Annotated in this window: 16 protein-coding genes; 8 read left to right on the forward strand and 8 right to left on the reverse strand. The window is 41.8% G+C overall.

Annotation, left to right across the window (positions count from 1 at the left end):
- Positions 1-10: 10 nt before the first annotated feature.
- The 5 genes from ABKW31_RS16515 to ABKW31_RS16535 all read right to left on the reverse strand — a co-directional run bounded on the left by ABKW31_RS16515 (position 11) and on the right by ABKW31_RS16535 (position 4,693).
- A complete protein-coding gene (locus ABKW31_RS16515) occupies positions 11-1,219 on the reverse strand; it encodes an EAL domain-containing response regulator (RefSeq protein WP_348617673.1) in 1,209 nt (402 codons plus the stop codon).
- Between the two features lie 93 nt (positions 1,220-1,312).
- Positions 1,313-1,504, reverse strand: coding sequence for a hypothetical protein (locus ABKW31_RS16520; protein ID WP_348617674.1), 192 nt, complete (start codon positions 1,502-1,504; stop codon positions 1,313-1,315).
- Between the two features lie 68 nt (positions 1,505-1,572).
- The gene (locus tag ABKW31_RS16525) at positions 1,573-2,736 is read right to left on the reverse strand and encodes a response regulator (protein WP_348617675.1); all 1,164 of its coding nucleotides are present in this window, start codon (positions 2,734-2,736) and stop codon (positions 1,573-1,575) included.
- Positions 2,737-2,887: 151 nt separating this feature from the next.
- The gene (locus tag ABKW31_RS16530) at positions 2,888-3,991 is read right to left on the reverse strand and encodes a PAS domain-containing sensor histidine kinase (RefSeq protein ID WP_348617676.1); all 1,104 of its coding nucleotides are present in this window, start codon (positions 3,989-3,991) and stop codon (positions 2,888-2,890) included.
- Between the two features lie 87 nt (positions 3,992-4,078).
- Positions 4,079-4,693, reverse strand: a complete 615-nt coding sequence (locus tag ABKW31_RS16535; RefSeq protein WP_348617677.1) for a response regulator — start codon at positions 4,691-4,693, stop codon at positions 4,079-4,081.
- A gap of 438 nt (positions 4,694-5,131) precedes the next feature.
- Here ABKW31_RS16535 and ABKW31_RS16540 point away from each other — a divergent pair, with 438 nt between their 5' ends.
- The 8 genes from ABKW31_RS16540 to ABKW31_RS16575 all read left to right on the forward strand — a co-directional run bounded on the left by ABKW31_RS16540 (position 5,132) and on the right by ABKW31_RS16575 (position 15,438).
- Entirely contained in the window at positions 5,132-5,497 is a 366-nt protein-coding gene (locus tag ABKW31_RS16540; RefSeq protein WP_348617678.1) for a response regulator, read from the forward strand.
- Positions 5,498-5,514: 17 nt separating this feature from the next.
- Positions 5,515-7,440 carry a chemotaxis protein CheW gene (locus tag ABKW31_RS16545; protein ID WP_348617679.1) on the forward strand — a complete coding sequence of 642 codons (1,926 nt, stop codon included), beginning with the start codon at positions 5,515-5,517 and terminating at the stop codon, positions 7,438-7,440.
- On the forward strand, positions 7,433-7,945 hold the full coding sequence (locus tag ABKW31_RS16550) for a chemotaxis protein CheW (RefSeq protein WP_348617680.1): 513 nt from the start codon (positions 7,433-7,435) through the stop codon (positions 7,943-7,945). The genes ABKW31_RS16545 and ABKW31_RS16550 overlap by 8 nt, the downstream gene beginning before the upstream one ends.
- Before the next feature lie 106 nt (positions 7,946-8,051).
- A complete protein-coding gene (locus ABKW31_RS16555; protein ID WP_348617681.1) occupies positions 8,052-10,331 on the forward strand; it encodes a methyl-accepting chemotaxis protein in 2,280 nt (759 codons plus the stop codon).
- An 11-nt stretch (positions 10,332-10,342) separates the two neighbouring features.
- Positions 10,343-11,170, forward strand: coding sequence for a CheR family methyltransferase (locus ABKW31_RS16560; protein WP_348617682.1), 828 nt, complete (start codon positions 10,343-10,345; stop codon positions 11,168-11,170).
- Between the two features lie 2 nt (positions 11,171-11,172).
- Positions 11,173-11,790, forward strand: coding sequence for a chemoreceptor glutamine deamidase CheD (gene cheD, locus ABKW31_RS16565; protein ID WP_348617683.1), 618 nt, complete (start codon positions 11,173-11,175; stop codon positions 11,788-11,790).
- Positions 11,791-11,801: 11 nt separating this feature from the next.
- Positions 11,802-12,848, forward strand: coding sequence for a chemotaxis response regulator protein-glutamate methylesterase (locus tag ABKW31_RS16570; RefSeq protein WP_348617684.1), 1,047 nt, complete (start codon positions 11,802-11,804; stop codon positions 12,846-12,848).
- A 253-nt stretch (positions 12,849-13,101) separates the two neighbouring features.
- Positions 13,102-15,438: a Tex family protein gene (locus tag ABKW31_RS16575; protein WP_348617685.1), complete on the forward strand. Its 2,337-nt coding sequence runs from the start codon at positions 13,102-13,104 to the stop codon at positions 15,436-15,438.
- Between the two features lie 78 nt (positions 15,439-15,516).
- Here the strand turns inward: ABKW31_RS16575 and ABKW31_RS16580 are convergent, their stop codons facing one another.
- From ABKW31_RS16580 to bioH, 3 genes are all read right to left on the reverse strand, one after another.
- On the reverse strand, positions 15,517-16,497 hold the full coding sequence (locus tag ABKW31_RS16580; protein ID WP_348617686.1) for a putative metalloprotease CJM1_0395 family protein: 981 nt from the start codon (positions 16,495-16,497) through the stop codon (positions 15,517-15,519).
- A 7-nt stretch (positions 16,498-16,504) separates the two neighbouring features.
- Positions 16,505-16,834, reverse strand: coding sequence for a hypothetical protein (locus ABKW31_RS16585; RefSeq protein ID WP_348617687.1), 330 nt, complete (start codon positions 16,832-16,834; stop codon positions 16,505-16,507).
- Between the two features lie 64 nt (positions 16,835-16,898).
- Positions 16,899-17,666 carry a pimeloyl-ACP methyl ester esterase BioH gene (gene bioH / locus ABKW31_RS16590; RefSeq protein WP_348617733.1) on the reverse strand — a complete coding sequence of 256 codons (768 nt, stop codon included), beginning with the start codon at positions 17,664-17,666 and terminating at the stop codon, positions 16,899-16,901.
- Between the last annotated feature and the right edge of the window lie 49 nt (positions 17,667-17,715).

A 17,715-nucleotide genomic window follows, 5' to 3' on the forward strand; every position in this document is an offset into this window, starting at 1 on the left:
AGAATTACCATTAAGCGGTCGCCCCAGATAAAAACAAATTATCATTGCGCTTTAAAAACAGAATTAGGTCTTTGAGTGATAAGGGACGTGCAAATAAATAACCTTGCACGACTGGACATTTTAAACCCAAAAGTACCTCTGCTTGCTGCTGCGTTTCTACTCCCTCCGCGACCAAGGTGAAATTTAGCTTCGCAGCTAAATCGATGGTAGTTGACACAATCACCTCTGACGATTTTTTATGCTGCATAGACTGGACAAAAGTTTTGTCTACTTTAATTTGGTTAAAGGGCATGGAGTCAATTTCTTGAAACGTGGCATAACCGGTACCAAAATCATCAAGGGATAAATTAAAGCCTTTAAGACGTAATTTAGTTAATATTTTTTTACTATCTTGAGTCATAGATAAAGTGGATGTTTCAGTTAGCTCCAACACGATATCGCTGCTATTAATTTTGTGTTGTTCACAACAGGCTAATAACCTCAACAAAAAGTCCTCATGAATTGAGGTCGCTGAAATATTAAAGGCAATTTTTGTTGCTGATGGAAGATCTAGCTTTTCAAGTTGGCTAAGCCCCAGTTCAATAATATACAAAGTAAAGTCATCCATCAGCCCATGTTTATCGAGGGCAGGAATAAAGACATCAGGCATAACCATTTTGTGCTCTGGCGTATGCAAGCGTGCTAAGCACTCTACTCCATGTAACGTTCCGCTATAACTATAAATTTGCGGTTGATAACATAAGCTAAATAGATGCTGCGTTAGCGCCTCGCTTAAGCGCTTAGCATCCCAATCATCTTCACGCGGCACCTCCTTAATAAAAATCGGCTCGTTGGTGGGTAAACTGGCAAGTGAATGTGACTCAATCATCTGCTTAAATTGTTTGAAGGAAAAGGGCTTAACGAGGTTGCCCGCATAACTAAGGCCATTGGTTTTCAGCACATCAGCCGCGGCTTCAATCACATTTTCATCGTGGCCACTGCACAGTAAAATTGGGGTATTGAGTTTTTCTTGTGTTAGATGTTCGATAATATCTAAGCCATCAAAGTCTGGTAATGAAAGATCTAAAATAATCAACTCTGCTGATTTAAGCTGACTGAGCTCGATATCTGACCAAGAGCTTACACTGTAAACAGCTAAACCTAAGTGCTCGGCATATTTAGATACAATATGAAGAATATTAGGGTCGTCATCGATGATACAGATGCGTTTAATGCTCACAAGCTACACCCCCTATTCACTAAAATAATTAACATTGATTAAACTGACTGGCCATAAAGGCCAATATAATTAAGATGGTTATTCTCGTCATTATCAGTAAAAATCACTGGATTTAAAATCGATCAATACCTGAGTCGCACGCGCTAAATTATCCGCGACTTTTTGCACATTTTCTTTGGTAAGATTTTGCTCATCCATCAACATTAAAGAAACATAACCATCAACAATCATTAATTTGTTTGATAAGTCATGGGCAAATTTGCGCGCCAATTCTGATTTGTCCATATTAATCTGCCCCTATTAGTTTGTTACGGTACAACGCTTTTATTAAATCAGTAGTTAAGGTCAATAACCTAAAATAATTCCACATCTTGATAGTCAGCCAAAGGTGCCTGCTCTGCTATCTTGCTCATTTTTTGACTTTCTTTTACTGAGACAAGGCAGTTATCAAGGGTATCGCGCAAATGAATAAATTTATTATCCACGGTTTTTTGGGTCAGTTTCTGTTCAATCAGATTCACAAAAAACGACTCTTGTACTTCGTTTAGCTCCAGTGTGTGAAAACTAGCACTAATATGCGCAATGATTTCTTCAAGAATTTGCTGTTTTTCTAACTCCATTGCCACTAAGCCGGAACTCACTAGTTCGATGGCCGAAGATAAAGTATCAATGCTTGTGGCAATGGCTGATTCATTACATAAACTGACAAAGCGATTATTGATGGCAGGAATAATTTTGGCGGCAACATCCACTAAAAAGCCATAAGAATGGGAATCCATTGACGGCATATTTTTGATAAGCAGAGAAACATGGTCGTCATTGAACATACTTCTGCGTCCAAAACTAAATATTCGCCCTTGGTCATGCAATACTTTGAATACGCGTAATTCATTTTCGGTACAAGTCTCAAAATCGATATCAAAGGTGACTATTTCGTCACTTGAACGCAACTGTACCGCTGAATAATAGCCTTTGGTCTTCATATAGGTAGCGACTTCCTTAGCAAGTTGCTGACTATTAGTAATACTATTAAGGCGAGAAATTAATTCCAATGCACTGCCATATTCTGATGCTTGTTGCATGGCAGTCTGGGCAATATTTTGCGATGCGTTTCGCTGACTCTCCAAGTTCTCATGATCAAGAATGTCACGCTCTAAGCGTTGCATACGCTGCACAAAAAGCAGGGGGGATATAGGCTTGACTATGTAGTCATCAATATTGAGCTCATAGGCGGCGGTAATTGTTGATTGGCTATTGTCCCCACTAGTGATAACAATGTGCGGTTTGAGTGTATTGTCTGAGTCTATGATCCACTGACATAATTCAAGGCCGCTCAAATCAGGCAAGTGAATATCTAAGATCAAAAAAAGAAAATCATGAGATTCTATTAATTTTTTCGCTTCAAACCCGTCTTTTGCCAATACAACATCAAAGTGAGGCGATAACAAGCCATCCATAATTGATAGTAAGTCTGGCTCATCCTCCGCGATAAGTATTTTACTTTTTTCTGATTCCACGTATTGGCCTCATTTTGCACAGAATTGTTTGTACCTAGAACATAGTTTTAACTTTTAACACCACTACTGTAGTCCAATCAATAATTCAGTAAATAGGTATATTTACTGAATTTGCATTGTGAGTGGTCGATGGATAAAACGTAGATGTTAATTAATGGACAGGTCTGAACAGCAGAGTAAAAGTTGAGCCATGATTTTCAATTGAGCTGACAAAACAATAACCTTGGCAGTTTTGTAAAAAGCCATAGACTAGGCTTAAACCTAATCCCTGGTGACTTTGTTTTTTTAATGTTGAAAAATAAGGGTTAAAAATTTTCGGTAAATCTTGGAGTGTAATTCCCACTCCATTATCGGAAATTTTTATTTGCACATATGTTGCTGGCACAACTAATTGCTGAAAAAAATCTCTTTGCTGTGGTACAAATATCAGGCTTGATTCAATAGAAATATTGCCTTCTGCCCCAGTTGCTTGCAGGGCATTTTTAACTAGTTGCTCAATACCGCGCATAAAGCTTTGAGGGTTGATATCTATCTTGCACATCTGAGAATGCAAATTAACACTGAGTTGCTGAGCAAAATCGAATTCGCTGCCTAAGTCGTTCAATTCCAGTGATGCTAATAACTGATCGACTACTACTTCTTGTTTTTTATCCGCTTTTTTTTGCGCAAATGACTGCAGTGATTCTGTAAGCCTAAGACCCTTCGCGGTTGAGCGAGTAATCGCCTGCAGCAAAGGAACAAACATGTTATTCAATTCTGCTTTGCTCATGATTAAATCTGCGTTACCCAGAACGACAGCAAAGATATTATTTAATTCATGAGAAACTGAAGACGCCATCAACTGCATCGCAGCGAGGGCCTTTGTATCAGCATAATTTGTGCATTCCATCTTATCTAAACCCAGCAAGGTGCCTTGCCATAGCCAGTACTCAGCTTGTCCTTTATCGTTTATAAGTGGTTTAACTGAAAAATTAAAACGCAATAAATCACCCTGGGCGTTACGTATATGCAACTCAGTCACTAAGGCTTCTTTGTGCTGGAAAGCCTCGGTGATAGAGTGCCTAGGAGAGGCTTGAGAGGGAAAGCAAAAGACATCGCTACAGGGTTTGTTAAATAAGTCTGGAAGGGATAATTCAGTGGCGCTTTTAAAACCAGCGCTGACCTCAATAATGACTGCCTGTACGTAATCCTCACCGCCATTTGTGAGTAAACAAATATCGTCTAGTGAAGCCATCAACGTTGTAAAAAGAGTCAATAAAAATCCTTGTTCAGGTTTTTCTGCAATGAAATTTAGTGTTGCACTGCTTTAACACCATGGCTTGACGATAAGATATTAAATTAACTAATTTTCAATCATATCGGCCAGTAAAATTAGTTGAGCTAAAAGTGCAACTGACTTTATTTGTAGCTTACTAAAGATACTTGCTCGATGTGCTTCAGCGGTGCGTCGGCTGATAAAAAGGGTATCGGCAACCTCATTGGCTGTTTTGCCATTAGCAAATAATTTTGCTATTTCAATTTCTCTAGGGCTTAGCAGTGTTAATAATTTTTGCGCATTTTGGCATTGAGCGTGATGTTTATCGATATGCTTAAAGCTTGCAATGGCATTTTCAACTTTTTCAATTAACACGTGATTGGGTGCTGGTTTTTGAATAAGCGTAAAAGCACCATCAGTCATGGCCATAACCGTCGCATCAACATCTGCTTTGCCAGAGTAAATCACTATAGGGATATGAATATTTTTATCTTTTAGTAATTCTTGAAATTGTAAACCACCAACGTCTGGCATATTTAAATCTAAAACAATACAACTATCAGTATCAAGTAACTTAAAAGATAAAGCCTCGTTAGCGCTTGCAAAGGACTTAACCATATAACCCGCAAAACGAAAAATGTTCTCCAAAGTAAACCGAACGTCATATTCGTCATCAATAATGTAAATAATACCTTTTGTCATTCTAACTAACCCTATTAACCACAACCAAAGCCACTCTAAAATTAATTTTTAAATCAATAAATTAGCGTATCAGTTAGTGAAAAACTGACTAAATAAATGGAGCAAAAAATCCTTGTTGAACGATGTTTGTTTGCCGACAAAAAACATATTTTTGTGGATAAATGACACGGTCTTTATTTCTTTGATTACGCTGTACAAAAGATAGCATAGCGACAAATAAAATCCATAAATTATATATAGCTAAAACAAGTATTTATTGATTTTTTAGGGCCAAAAAACACATTTGCCTAGCAATCACGGCTTATTGGTATTTTTACCTAATATTATTAAATAGGTATTTTTACCAATGCCGAAAACCTAAGCCTATGTAATAGTTTTTACACAAAATAGTGACCAACACTGTAATCCTGTGTTTCTAACCCAGCATAAGAGATAAATATGAGCAAAAGAATTTTGATTGTTGACGACTCGCCATCAATTCGACAAATGGTTGAAATGACGTTAAAAACTGCCTCATATGACGTAACAGCAGCTCCTGACGGCCAAGCGGCATTCGAGTTATGCCAAAAAAGTCAATTTGACTTTGTTTTAACCGACCAAAACATGCCCAGAATGGACGGTATAACCCTGATTAAGTCCCTGCGTGGTTTAGCTACCTTCAGTAAAACACCCATCATTGTTTTAACAACAGAAGCCAGTGACACCTTGAAGATGCAAGGTAAGGCAGCGGGCGCTACGGGCTGGATGGTGAAGCCATTTGATCCAAAAAAATTGCTTGATGTTGTTGCAAAAGTACTTGGTTAATCATCCGAGGAGCAAATATGTCAATTGACATGACGCAGTTCCATGGGGTGTTTTTTGATGAAAGTCAGGAGCATCTAGAAAACATGGAGCAAGAGTTAATGGACCTTAATCTCGACGATCCTGACGCCGAGCAACTTAATAGTATCTTCAGAGCCGCCCATTCCATTAAGGGCGGTAGCGGCATATTTGGTTTTGACGCCTTAACTGGCCTTACCCATATTATGGAAAATCTACTCGACAAGGCTCGTCAGGGTCAGGTCCAATTAACCACCGACATAGTCAATGTATTGTTACAAACCGTTGATATATTAAAGTTAACCCTCGATGCCTATCGAAATCATCAAGAAGTTGACCAACACAAGATAGAACAAGGGATTAATGTATTAGAGCTTGCACTTTTAGAACATCAGCCACAGGAAGAACCAGTATCTGATGTTGTTCCTGTGGATGAAGGTTTTGGCTTTTTTGATACTGATGAAGACATCACTGACACACTTGAAGATGACGGATTTGGTTTGTTTGAGCCTTTAGAACCATTATCAACAGCAAGCGACCAAACAGCAGAAGATGATGGCTTTGGCTTTTTTACAGACGATAGCCCAGCCCCCAAAATTGAAGAGCAAGCCTATGGCTTTTTCGAACCTTTTGAGCCACCAACTAAAGCTAAGGAATTAAAAACACCGATTAAAAAAGCACCGGTTTTATCTTCATCGACAAAAATAACAGACAACAAAACCCAGGCTCCCAAGATAAACACAGAATCAGGCTCAATAAGGGTCGATACTAGCAAAATAGATTCGCTGGTAAACCTTGTGGGTGAGCTTGTTATTACGCAGTCCATGTTGGCCATGATTGGCAATGAAGTCGCCGGCTCCATTGAAGAAAAATTACAAGCTGCCTTAGCGGAACTGCAACGCAATACCCGTGAAATCCAAGAATCAGTCATGTCAATGCGCATGTTGCCGATGAGCGTGACCTTCAATCGATTCCCCCGAGTGGTAAGAGATCTATCCACGAAATTAGGCAAGAAAGTTGACTTAAGAATAGAGGGTGGTAACACCGAAATAGATAAGGGCATGATTGAAAAGCTCGTCGATCCCCTTACTCATCTTGTGCGAAACAGTATTGACCATGGTATTGAAAAAACTGCAGACAGAATCGCCAAGGGCAAACCAGAGGAGGGTATAGTCATTCTGCGGGCGGAACAAAAAGGTAGCACCATTCAAATCAGTATTGTCGACGATGGCGCCGGTTTGAATCGTGAGAGGATCTTAGCTAAAGCGGCGGAGAATGGGCTTGATGTAGACCCCAATATGCCCGACGCACAAGTATGGAATCTGATTTTTGAAGCCGGTTTTTCAACCGCAGCAGAAGTTACCGATGTCTCTGGCAGAGGCGTGGGTATGGATGTAGTGCGCAGAAATATTGAGGCTATTGGTGGACGTATTGAAATTGAATCGACTGCGGGTGAAGGCTCAGGCTTTTATATTCAATTACCGCTGACTTTAGCCATAGTTGATGGCATGTGTGTGGGCGTAGGTGAGCAAATTTTTGTAATACCACTACTCAATATTGTCGAATCGATTCAGCCTTCTAAAGAGCAAGTCAAAACCATTTCGAATGATAGTTTACTGTGGATCAGAGACAAATATTGGCCTTTGATCCACCTGCATAAAAACATGCAAATCGACAATGCTATCCATGAACCAGACAAAGGAATTGTGGTGCTGTTAGAGAGCAATAAAAAGCGTTTTGGTTTGTTAGTTGATTCACTGGTTGGCCAACAGCAAGTGGTGATTAAGAGCTTAGAAAAACATTACAAACGAGTAACTGGTGTGGCTGGTGCAACAATAATGGGGGATGGCGGGGTGGCCATGATCCTTGATGTTGAATCGCTTGCAGACTCAGTAACACAAACAAGTACTGGGGGGATTGATGAATAATCAGAGAAAAGCTCACGACGAACAAGCGCATAGTGAAAGTGACTCAAAAGAGTTTCTTACCTTTGTATTGGGTGATGAACACTATGCACTGGATATTATGTCGGTGAAAGAAATTCGCGGTTATGAAGCGGTGACTAAAATCGCCAATGCGCCCGCGTTTATTAAAGGCGTGATGAACTTGCGCGGCGACATTGTACCAATAGTCGATTTACGCATTAAATTTTCAGTAGGTGAAGCCAGCTATAACGAATTTACTATCGTCATCATGCTTAACGTGGCAGAGCGCATTGTTGGCATAGTGGTAGATGGAGTATCCGACGTCATTCGACTGACCGACGACCAAATTCGTCCGCCCCCTCAATTTGGGGTGGCTTTTGATAGTCGTTATTTGCTAGGGCTAGTACCAATAGACGACCACATGGTCATTTTAGTCAATATAGAACGCTTGATTTCTAGCGATGAGCTTGGCTTGTTAGACACACAAATTAGCGCATCCCTAGAGTAATAAATGAATATTTTAGAATTGTTTAAGAAAATTATTCAGCAGGAACATCTAGTTCCAGTGCAAAAAATTTCCGTTAAACACTTTTCAATTTTTAAGGACATATACCATGAATAAAATCAAAACAACGTGGCTTTCGAAGTTGGTTAGCGGAGCACAACTAGATGCACAGGCGCAAGAATTAGCGGCAAAGTCGGCCCAACTAGATGAACAAGCTGCCGAGATAGCAGCCTTACAAAAGGAAATGGCCAATACGGCGCAGGAACTCAAAGTTCGCTGCGATATTATGGACTTGACCAGTATTGTATCGTTTGCAGACCTCAAGGGTGACATTGTCACGGTTAACGACAAATTCATCGAAGTGTCTAAATACAATAGAGCAGAGCTAATAGGCCAACCACATAACACTACCCGTCACCCTGATATGCCCAAAGAAACCTTTAAACAGGTCTGGGCCACAATCAGACGCGGCGACACCTTCCGCGGCGTCATTAAAAACCGCGCCAAAGACGGAACGCCATACTACGTAGATGCAGTTATTGCCCCCTTTATTGGCGACAACGGTAAACCTAGCAGATACTTAGGCGTTCGTTACGACATTACCGAGCAGGAAATTGAGCGCCAAAATGCCATGGGTATTCTGGGTGCCATCGATGAATCATATGGTTATATCGAATTCGACTTGAACGGCACTATTATCAAAGCAAACAAAAATTTCTTAAATTTAATGGAATACCAGCTCGATGAAATTGAGGGTAAACATCACCGAATTTTCGTAGATCCAGCTCAGTCGGCCCTGCCAGCTTATGCTCAGTTTTGGAGTGACCTTAATGCGGGTAAGGCACAAAACGATATATTTAAACGCATTACCAAATCACGCAAAGAGGTCTGGATTCAAGCAGTCTATGCGCCGGTGAAGGATGAGATGGGCCGCGTATTCAAGATTGTCAAAATTGCCACCGACATCACAGCACAAAGAACGCAGGCGGCTGACTACGAAGGTCAAATAGAAGCCATCAGTAAGTCTCAGGCGGTTATCGAATTTAATATGGATGGCGTAATTCAGACTGCCAATGAGGCATTTCTGAGCACCATGGGGTATACCTTGTCTGAACTTAGAGGCAAACATCACAGTATGTTTGTGGATAACGCTTATCGCAGTAGCCATGAGTATAAAGTGTTTTGGGAACAACTTAATGCAGGTGAGTATGCAACTGGCGAATACAAGCGGATTGCCAAAGGAGGCGCTGAAGTTTGGTTGCAGGCTTCATATAACCCTATTTTGGATTTAAATGGGAATCCGTTTAAAGTTGTTAAATACGCCAGTAATATTACCGGTCGTAAAACGGCTATTAATGAAGTTAAACGGGTCTTAATGAGCTTGTCTGAAGGTGATTTGACAACCTCGATTGAAGAAGAATTTGAAGGTGAATTTAAAGAATTAGGTGACGCAATCAACAGTTTTGTAACGGAGCTTAGTGATACTATTTCACAAATTCATGAGGCCGTGGAAACCATTAGCAGCGCGTCTACTGAAATTTCTCAAGGTAATACAGATTTATCCAGTCGCACCGAACAGCAAGCTTCAAGCTTAGAAGAAACCGCCTCGAGTATGGAAGAATTAACCGGCACAGTGAGGTTAAACTCTGAAAATGCGACACAGGCAAACGGTCTGGCATCACAGGCATCTACTGTAGCAATGGAAGGTGGCGCCTTAATTCAAAAAGTTGTGACTACTATGTCGTCCATCAATGATTCAGCCAGGAAGATTGCCGACATCATTGGTGTGATTGATGGCATTGCTTTTCAAACCAATATACTTGCCTTAAATGCGGCGGTTGAAGCGGCAAGAGCTGGCGAACAGGGCCGCGGATTTGCAGTCGTCGCCTCAGAAGTCAGGACCTTAGCGCAGCGTTCTGCCAACGCAGCAAAAGATATTAAGGAGCTGATTTCTGATTCCGTTACTAAAATTGAGTCGGGTAATACTCTAGTCAATCAATCAGGCGAAACCATGGATAAAGTGGTTACGTCGATAAAACGCGTTAACGATATTATGTCTGAAATAGCTGCCGCCTCAGTTGAGCAAGCTACGGGCATTGATGAAGTAGGTAAAGCTATTGCGCAAATGGATGAAGTAACCCAACAGAATGCCGCACTAGTAGAAGAGGCCGCCGCCGCCGCAGAAAGCTTACAATCTCAAGCTGAACAACTAGCGATGCGAGTGTCTATATTTAAAATTGCCGGTAAAAGTACAGCAAAAGCTCTGTCTGCCCCACATCCAGTTAAAAGCCGGAATACAGCGCGAATAGCACCACCCAAAGCTGCGGCAAAACCGCCAACTCGCAAGCAATCAGTATCGCCTGCCGAAGATGAGTGGGAAAGCTTTTAAGGTGAAGCCTAGTGACGACTTCTGCAGCAGATAAAGAGTTTTTATTCAGTCGCCAAGATTTCGACGAAGTTAGGCGCATCCTTTATGAAAAAACAGGGATACGCTTGGCTGAGAGTAAAGACTCCATGGTTTATAGCCGTCTGGCGCGACGTTTGCGCCAGTTAAAAATCGTTAGTTTTGCTGCCTACCTAAGCTATTTGAAAACGACACCAGCAGAAGAGCAATCTTTTGTTAATTCACTGACCACGAATTTGACCTCTTTTTTTCGCGAGGCTCATCATTTTCCGATTTTGCGTCAATATTTGGAAAGACATTCAGGCAAAAAACGAATTTGGTGCGCGGCAAGTAGCACTGGGGAAGAACCCTACTCAATTGCTATGACTGTCGCTGAAACCTTTGGCAGTTTTTCAACTGGCGTCGATATTATTGCTTCGGATATTGATAGTACGGTATTAGAAAAAGCGGATCAGGGTATTTATGCTTTAAGTAGCATTGAAGCTTTAAGCCAAGTGCAACGCAAACAGTTTTTCCTAAAGGGCAAAGGGAGCAACAGTGGTAAGGTCAAAGTAGTGCCAGAATTGCGTGATATGGTGACATTTAAACAACTAAATCTGACCCACAGCACTTGGGACATTGAACCAACAATAGATATAATCTTTTGTCGCAATGTGATGATTTATTTCGATAAAAGCACCCAATTACGCATCTTAGCTAAAATGATTGGTTTGATGCCTGCAAATGGATTGTATGTTGCTGGTCATTCTGAAACCTTCGCCAATGCGGCTAATCTCGTGACACCTATGGGAAAAACAATTTACCGCCCCAATAAAAACGGATAACTATGGACTTTAATCATGGCGATGAAAACCGCAGCCATTCACCGAATCGTTATCACGATAGTCATTTTAATTTAGCTGCTGTCAAAATTTTGCCTGGGGAATATTACGCCACAACCGAAGACGCGCTCATCGTCACCGTGCTTGGTTCATGCGTGTCAGTTTGCTTACGAGACCCCTTAAGAAGAATTGGCGGTATGAATCATTTTTTATTACCAAGTGATGGTGCGGCAGCCATTTCTTCAGTTTCAGAGTCTGCTCGATATGGTGTATATGCCATGGAGTTATTAATTAATCAAATGATGAAATTAGGCGCGGATAAACGCAGGTTAGAGGCCAAAGTATTTGGTGGCGGGAACGTTCTTAAGGGATTTACGGTTAATAACGTGGGTGAAAGAAACGCTGAATTTGTACTCGATTATTTAAGCGCCGAACACATTCCAATTGTGGCCAGCGATTTACTTGATCGCTTTCCGCGCAAAGTCTATTTTTTTGTTGCCTCAGGGGAGGTAAAAGTAAAGAAAATCAAATCACTGCATAACACCACCATTATGGACAGAGAAAGTGAATATCGCATGCGAGTTAAACAAGCGCCTAAAGTAGGCAATGTCGATTTATTTTAAGAAGAAAACTTATGCCAATAAAAGTACTAGTTGTTGATGACTCTGCCTTAATTCGAAGTTTACTAGGTACTATTATTAAGGCTGAGAAAGACTTGCTGTTAGTTGGTGCCGCGCCTGATGCCTATGCAGCCAGAGAATTAATTAATCAATTCTCACCGGATGTCATTACCCTAGATATAGAAATGCCAAAAGTCGATGGCTTAACTTTTTTAGAGAAATTAATGAAGGCCCGACCTACTCCTGTTGTGATGATTTCCACATTGACGGAACAAGGAGCTGATGCCACATTGCGCGCATTAGAATTAGGCGCGATTGATTTTATCGCTAAACCCAAATTAGATATTGCCCAAGGTATAGAGCAATATCGCGTGCTTATTCTTGAAAAAATTCGAATGGCGGCAACGGCAAAGGTTAAAAAAACTGAAAAAGCCAAAATTAGTAGCCAGTTAACAATGGGCTTTAGTGGTACAGAAAAAATTATTGCAGTCGGCGCTTCAACCGGAGGCACTGAAGCAATTAAAGATTTTCTAGTGCAGTTACCGGTCAATAGTCCAGCGGTAGTAATTACTCAGCACATGCCCCCGGGATTCACCACTAGCTTTGCAAAACGCTTAGACAGCTTATGTCGCTTGAAAGTACAAGAAGTGGTAGGCGGTGAGCGCATTTTGCCAGGCAACGCATATCTTGCGCCAGGCAATTATCATCTATCGATAAAGAGAAGTGGCGCAGACTACATTGCGCAGCTACTGGATTCTGAGCGGGTAAGCGGACACAAACCTTCGGTGGATGTTATGTTCCAATCGCTATCAAGCTGTGCGGCAAAAAACACCGTGGCGGTGATCCTAACCGGTATGGGCAAAGACGGCGCAGCTGGCATGTATAACCTTCATCAGAATGGTGCCTATACCTTTGCACAAGATGAAGCTAGCTGTGTTGTTTTTGGTATGCCAAAAGAAGCAATAAATCTAGGAGGCGTAGATGAGGTATTGCCACTTAATGACTTAGCAGCTGCCGTGGTTAAGCGTCTACAAAAAATCAATGCAGGCTCTCGCGTTTAAACGGGTTATTGAGCTTTGTGAAAATCGCCAGTTATAGCGATTTTCCACATACTGAACATGGTTAATCTATTTTCAAAATACTGAGCCAGTGACACCAAAATTTAAGCCCTTTCTTGTGGATAAGCATTTCAACTGTTTGTGGTTGGCGATATTTCACGCTAATAAGCAAGTTTTGCCATTTTTATGCAAGTTTAACTGGTAATTTGCTGTGCTAATCCCTATATAAGCAGCAGGTTAAAAGTAAGGTAATCACATGATAATTGAAAAAATCGCGCAAGAACTGCAAGTCAAGGTCGAACAAGTAAGATCTGCGGTTAGCTTGCTTGATGAGGGATCAACAGTACCCTTTATAGCACGCTACCGAAAAGAGGCCACAGCAGGCTTAGACGATATACAGTTACGCACCCTAGAACAACGTCTTAGCTATTTACGTGACTTAGAAGACAGACGTGCGGTGATCATTAAGTCAATTAGTGAACAAGGTAAAATGAGTGATGTATTACTCAGGGGTTTGCAGCAGGCGAGTAATAAAACTGAACTTGAAGATATCTACTTACCCTACAAGCCAAAACGCCGAACCAAAGGGCAAATCGCCATTGAAGCGGGCTTAGAACCCTTAGCAAATGCCTTATTCGAAGATCGTAATTTAGATCCAGAAGTCACCGCCCAATCTTATGTAAATGTGGATTTATCGGTGCCAGATACCAAAGGTGCTCTTGAGGGTGCTAAATACATATTGATGGAGCGTTTTGCTGAAGATGCGTTTTTGTTGCAGAAAATTCGTCAGTATCTGACTAAAAATGCACATATAAAGAGTCAGATCGTCAGCGGCAAAGAACAAGATGGTAGTAAATATAGTGACTATTTTTCTCATAGTGAACTCTTGATTAATACGCCATCTCATCGCGCATTGGCGATGTTTAGAGGTCGTAATGAAGGGGTATTGCAAGTCAACTTAGACGCTGATCCACAACAGGATGAGGGGCTGAAAAGTTCATATTGTGAACAAATTATTGCTGAACATTTAGGCCTGAAGTTTAGCGGTTTAGCCAGCGACAAATGGTTCTCTGGCGTGGTGCAATGGACGTGGCGCGTAAAAATCATGTTACACATGGAAAATGAATTATTTGGCACCTTGAGAGAAAAAGCCGAACAAGATGCGATAAGCGTTTTTGCCAAGAACCTCAATGATTTATTGATGGCGGCACCCGCTGGCGCCAAAGTCACCATGGGCCTTGATCCGGGCTTACGCACGGGTGTCAAAGTGGCCATCGTAGATGAAACAGGTAAAGTACTCACCACCAGTACGATTTTCCCCCATGTTCCACAAAACCAGTGGGATAAGTCATTACGCACCCTATGCGTTTTGTGCCAACAACATAAGGTAAAGTTAATCAGCATCGGCAATGGTACTGGCTCAAGAGAAACTGACAAATTAGTGGCTGAAATGATCAAAGCACATCCGGAACTTGGTGTAGCCAAAATCGTAGTCAGTGAGGCAGGTGCTTCAGTTTATTCCGCCTCTGAGCTTGCTTCGAATGAGTTGCCCAATATGGACGTTTCCCTAAGAGGTGCAGTTTCAATAGCCAGACGTTTACAAGACCCGCTGGCGGAACTGGTTAAAATTGAGCCAAAAGCGATTGGAGTAGGCCAATACCAACACGACGTTAGTCAAAGCAACTTAGGTAAGTCATTAAATACTGTTATAGAAGACTGTGTAAATGCGGTGGGGGTTGATGTTAATACCGCTTCCATGGCTTTGCTCAGCCATGTTTCTGGCCTGAATAAAACATTGGCTAATAACATTGTGCAATTTCGTGATAAAAATGGCGCATTTCTAACACGTAAAAGCTTACTGCAAGTAGAGAGGCTGGGGCCAAAAGCGTATGAACAAGCCGCGGGTTTTTTACGCATTATGAATGGTACTGACCCACTCGATGCCTCCGCTGTGCATCCCGAGGCCTATCCTATTGTGCAAAGCATAGTGAAACACTCAGCGGTCGCGGTAAATGATATCGTGGGTAATAGTGACATTCTAAGAAAGCTCAAGCCTGAGGAATTTGTCACTGCACAATTTGGTTTACCGACAGTGACTGACATCATCAATGAGTTAACAAAACCAGGCCGAGATCCACGTCCTGAGTTTAAAACCGCTAACTTTAATGAAAATGTGCATTCTTTAAACGACTTAACGGTAGGTATGGTGCTAGAGGGAGTGGTGAGTAACGTAGCTAACTTTGGAGCTTTTGTGGATGTTGGTGTGCATCAAGATGGTTTGGTACATATCAGTGCGATGACAGATAAATTTATTTCTGACCCTCGGGAAATTGTTAAAGCCGGTGACATCGTAAAAGTCAAAGTCATGGAAGTCGATGTGGCTAGAAAACGGGTGTCTTTTACCATGCGTTTAAATGACTCGGCTCCTCAGGCATCAAGCCCTAAAGAGCAAGGTAAACCGAGTGGCAAACGAGACACGCAAGCTAAAAAGAGTGCCCAACATCAACAAAATCGTCAACAAACACAAACCCCTGCTAACCCATTAATGGGTAATGCTTTTGCCGATGCCTTTGCTAAAGCGAAAAAAAAGTGAGCCTTTAAACGGCATCAGTAATAACACTAAAAACGCCCATTGATATGGGCGTTTTTAATTAATCTTACATCGAATCATCTAGGCAGTTTGTCTGAAACCTTGCTCTTTGGGTACCGTAGATTGCTGATAGAAGCTATCAATGATGGCTAAGCGGCGAACCATTTTTTCATCACGGTTTTCATAAAATAATTTCATCTGCTGGGCCATGATCGCCTCTTCAGACGAATTGGTACCAAGGAACTCAATTCCATCCTCCAAAGAGCGAGTAGGAGCACTTATGTCAATACCATTGGCTGTTTCATCAACAGACGGGACTTGAGGGTTTAGCTTTGGCGATTGCTCGTTAACATTAGACGACTGCTGGGCAGTTCTGCCTTGTTCAAGAGCCTGTTTGGCTTGCTCAGCTTTTTCTTGCGCTATATCGTTGCGCGCTTCGACTGAGCGTTGAGCAGCCTCAGATGCAACTCGCAAATCTTGTGCCGAGGGTTGAGCGGGGGCAAGTGCTGCAGCTTGAACTTGTTGCATTTTACGTACGGTTTCTTCAGGAGTCGCACCAGAAGAAATATTTATGGATACCTCACCACCCACTGCATATTGACGACCGTCAGGCCCAGTTTCATATTCATATTTGGGTGAAGCAGCATGTTGGCCGCCTATTGCAGCATGGGCTTGCTCATGAGCCCTTACTTCACTATCCCGTTGTTTTAATTCTTTAACCTGCGCTTCGTCTGCTTGTTGCTGTTCTTTTTGACGATTCTCGGCGTCTTCGCGACCGGCACTTTGCTCACTAGCATTATCTTTGTTTTGACCGCCTTGTTGTCCGTCGAATAACTGACTTTGGCCAACTTGAGGTTTTTCATAGGTTAAAGATGGGGGAGCCTGGCCGGGCGTTTTGGCCCTATCAAACTCTGAAGCTGGGCCTTTTTCAGCTCCGCTCTTTTCATTTTGATTTGTGCTTGGTATGGTTTCTTTAAGCGTATTATCTCGCCGCGCAGCCTCATTATTCACCGTACCGGTATTAAAGGTAATATTAGAGGGGATGGGAGGGATGATATTCATCTGCGGCCTAGACTAAGATATCTAGAATAGTGCCAACGGTATCATTAGCAGTTCCCATTACCTTGGCTGACGCTTGGGCATTAAGACTGTTGACTGACAAACTCACTAACTCAGAAGTGATATCACCTGATGCAGTAGGAAGCATCTGCTTTACCACTCCCAACTGCGTTTTAACCGCTTCGACCAGAAATGTTTGGGGATCTTGTGACTGTTGAGATGTGCTTGATAGTTGTGCAATATTGAAGGCATTCTGCGTAATGTTGTTTGAGGCACGCGACAAACCAAACTGGCCACTAACGATAGCAGAATTAATATTATTACTCAGATTAAACGACATCGTTTCGGCCCCCCAGCCTCAGATGTCTAATTATTAACCATTTTAGTCTTTTTTGAAAGCTTCTTTATTTATTACTCATAAGAAAGTCGACAAAACAACCTTGCTGTGAAATAAATGGCGCATGAGAGGAGTGCTCAAACACTGTCACCTGAATAGATGGGTTTAACTGCTGGATATCGTGTTTTAGCTTAATCGGCACTAAACTATCCAATCGACCTAGCAGTAACTGACAAGGCATACTTAAGTCAATTAACTTGGCTCTAAGATCACTGGTCACCAGCAGTTCGAGCCCAGCGCTTAATGCCACAGGGCTGGCCGGCGGATGAACATCTACCTGTTGCTTGATTAATTTAATATCGTGTTTTGCGCTTGGGCTCCCCATCGCTTGAATCGCTAAAAAACGACTAACAGTTGCCCCCGGATTGTCCAATAACTGGTTTTTAAAGCTATCTAATATTTGTATTTTTATACCCGGCCACTCGCCTTTCGCAATAAAACAAGGGCTTGTGGCAAGTAAAATGAGTTGCTTTACTTTCTGTGGAAAACTCAAAGCTATTTGCTGTGCGACTAAACCGCCTAGTGACCACCCCAATAAACTGGCGTTTTTTGGCATAAGAGTGCTAACGCCTTGGGCGACGTTTTCTAGCGAATACCTATCAGGCATTTCTGCGTGATTTAATCCAAAACCAGGCAAATCGATAGTAGTAATCGTAAAGTGAGCAGCTAAGTCCTTAATAATCCCTTGCCAAACACCGCTATTTAAACCCCAACCGTGCAATAACACGAGATGGGGACCTTGTCCTACTGTTGCAGAAACTAAGTTCAAATTGATTTTTCTTCTATGCTTTAACTTAAGGAAGTAGGTTGTTAATAAGGGAATC

The sequence above is a fragment of the Paraglaciecola sp. 25GB23A genome (assembly GCF_040012495.1).
Classification (GTDB): Bacteria; Pseudomonadota; Gammaproteobacteria; order Enterobacterales; family Alteromonadaceae; genus Paraglaciecola.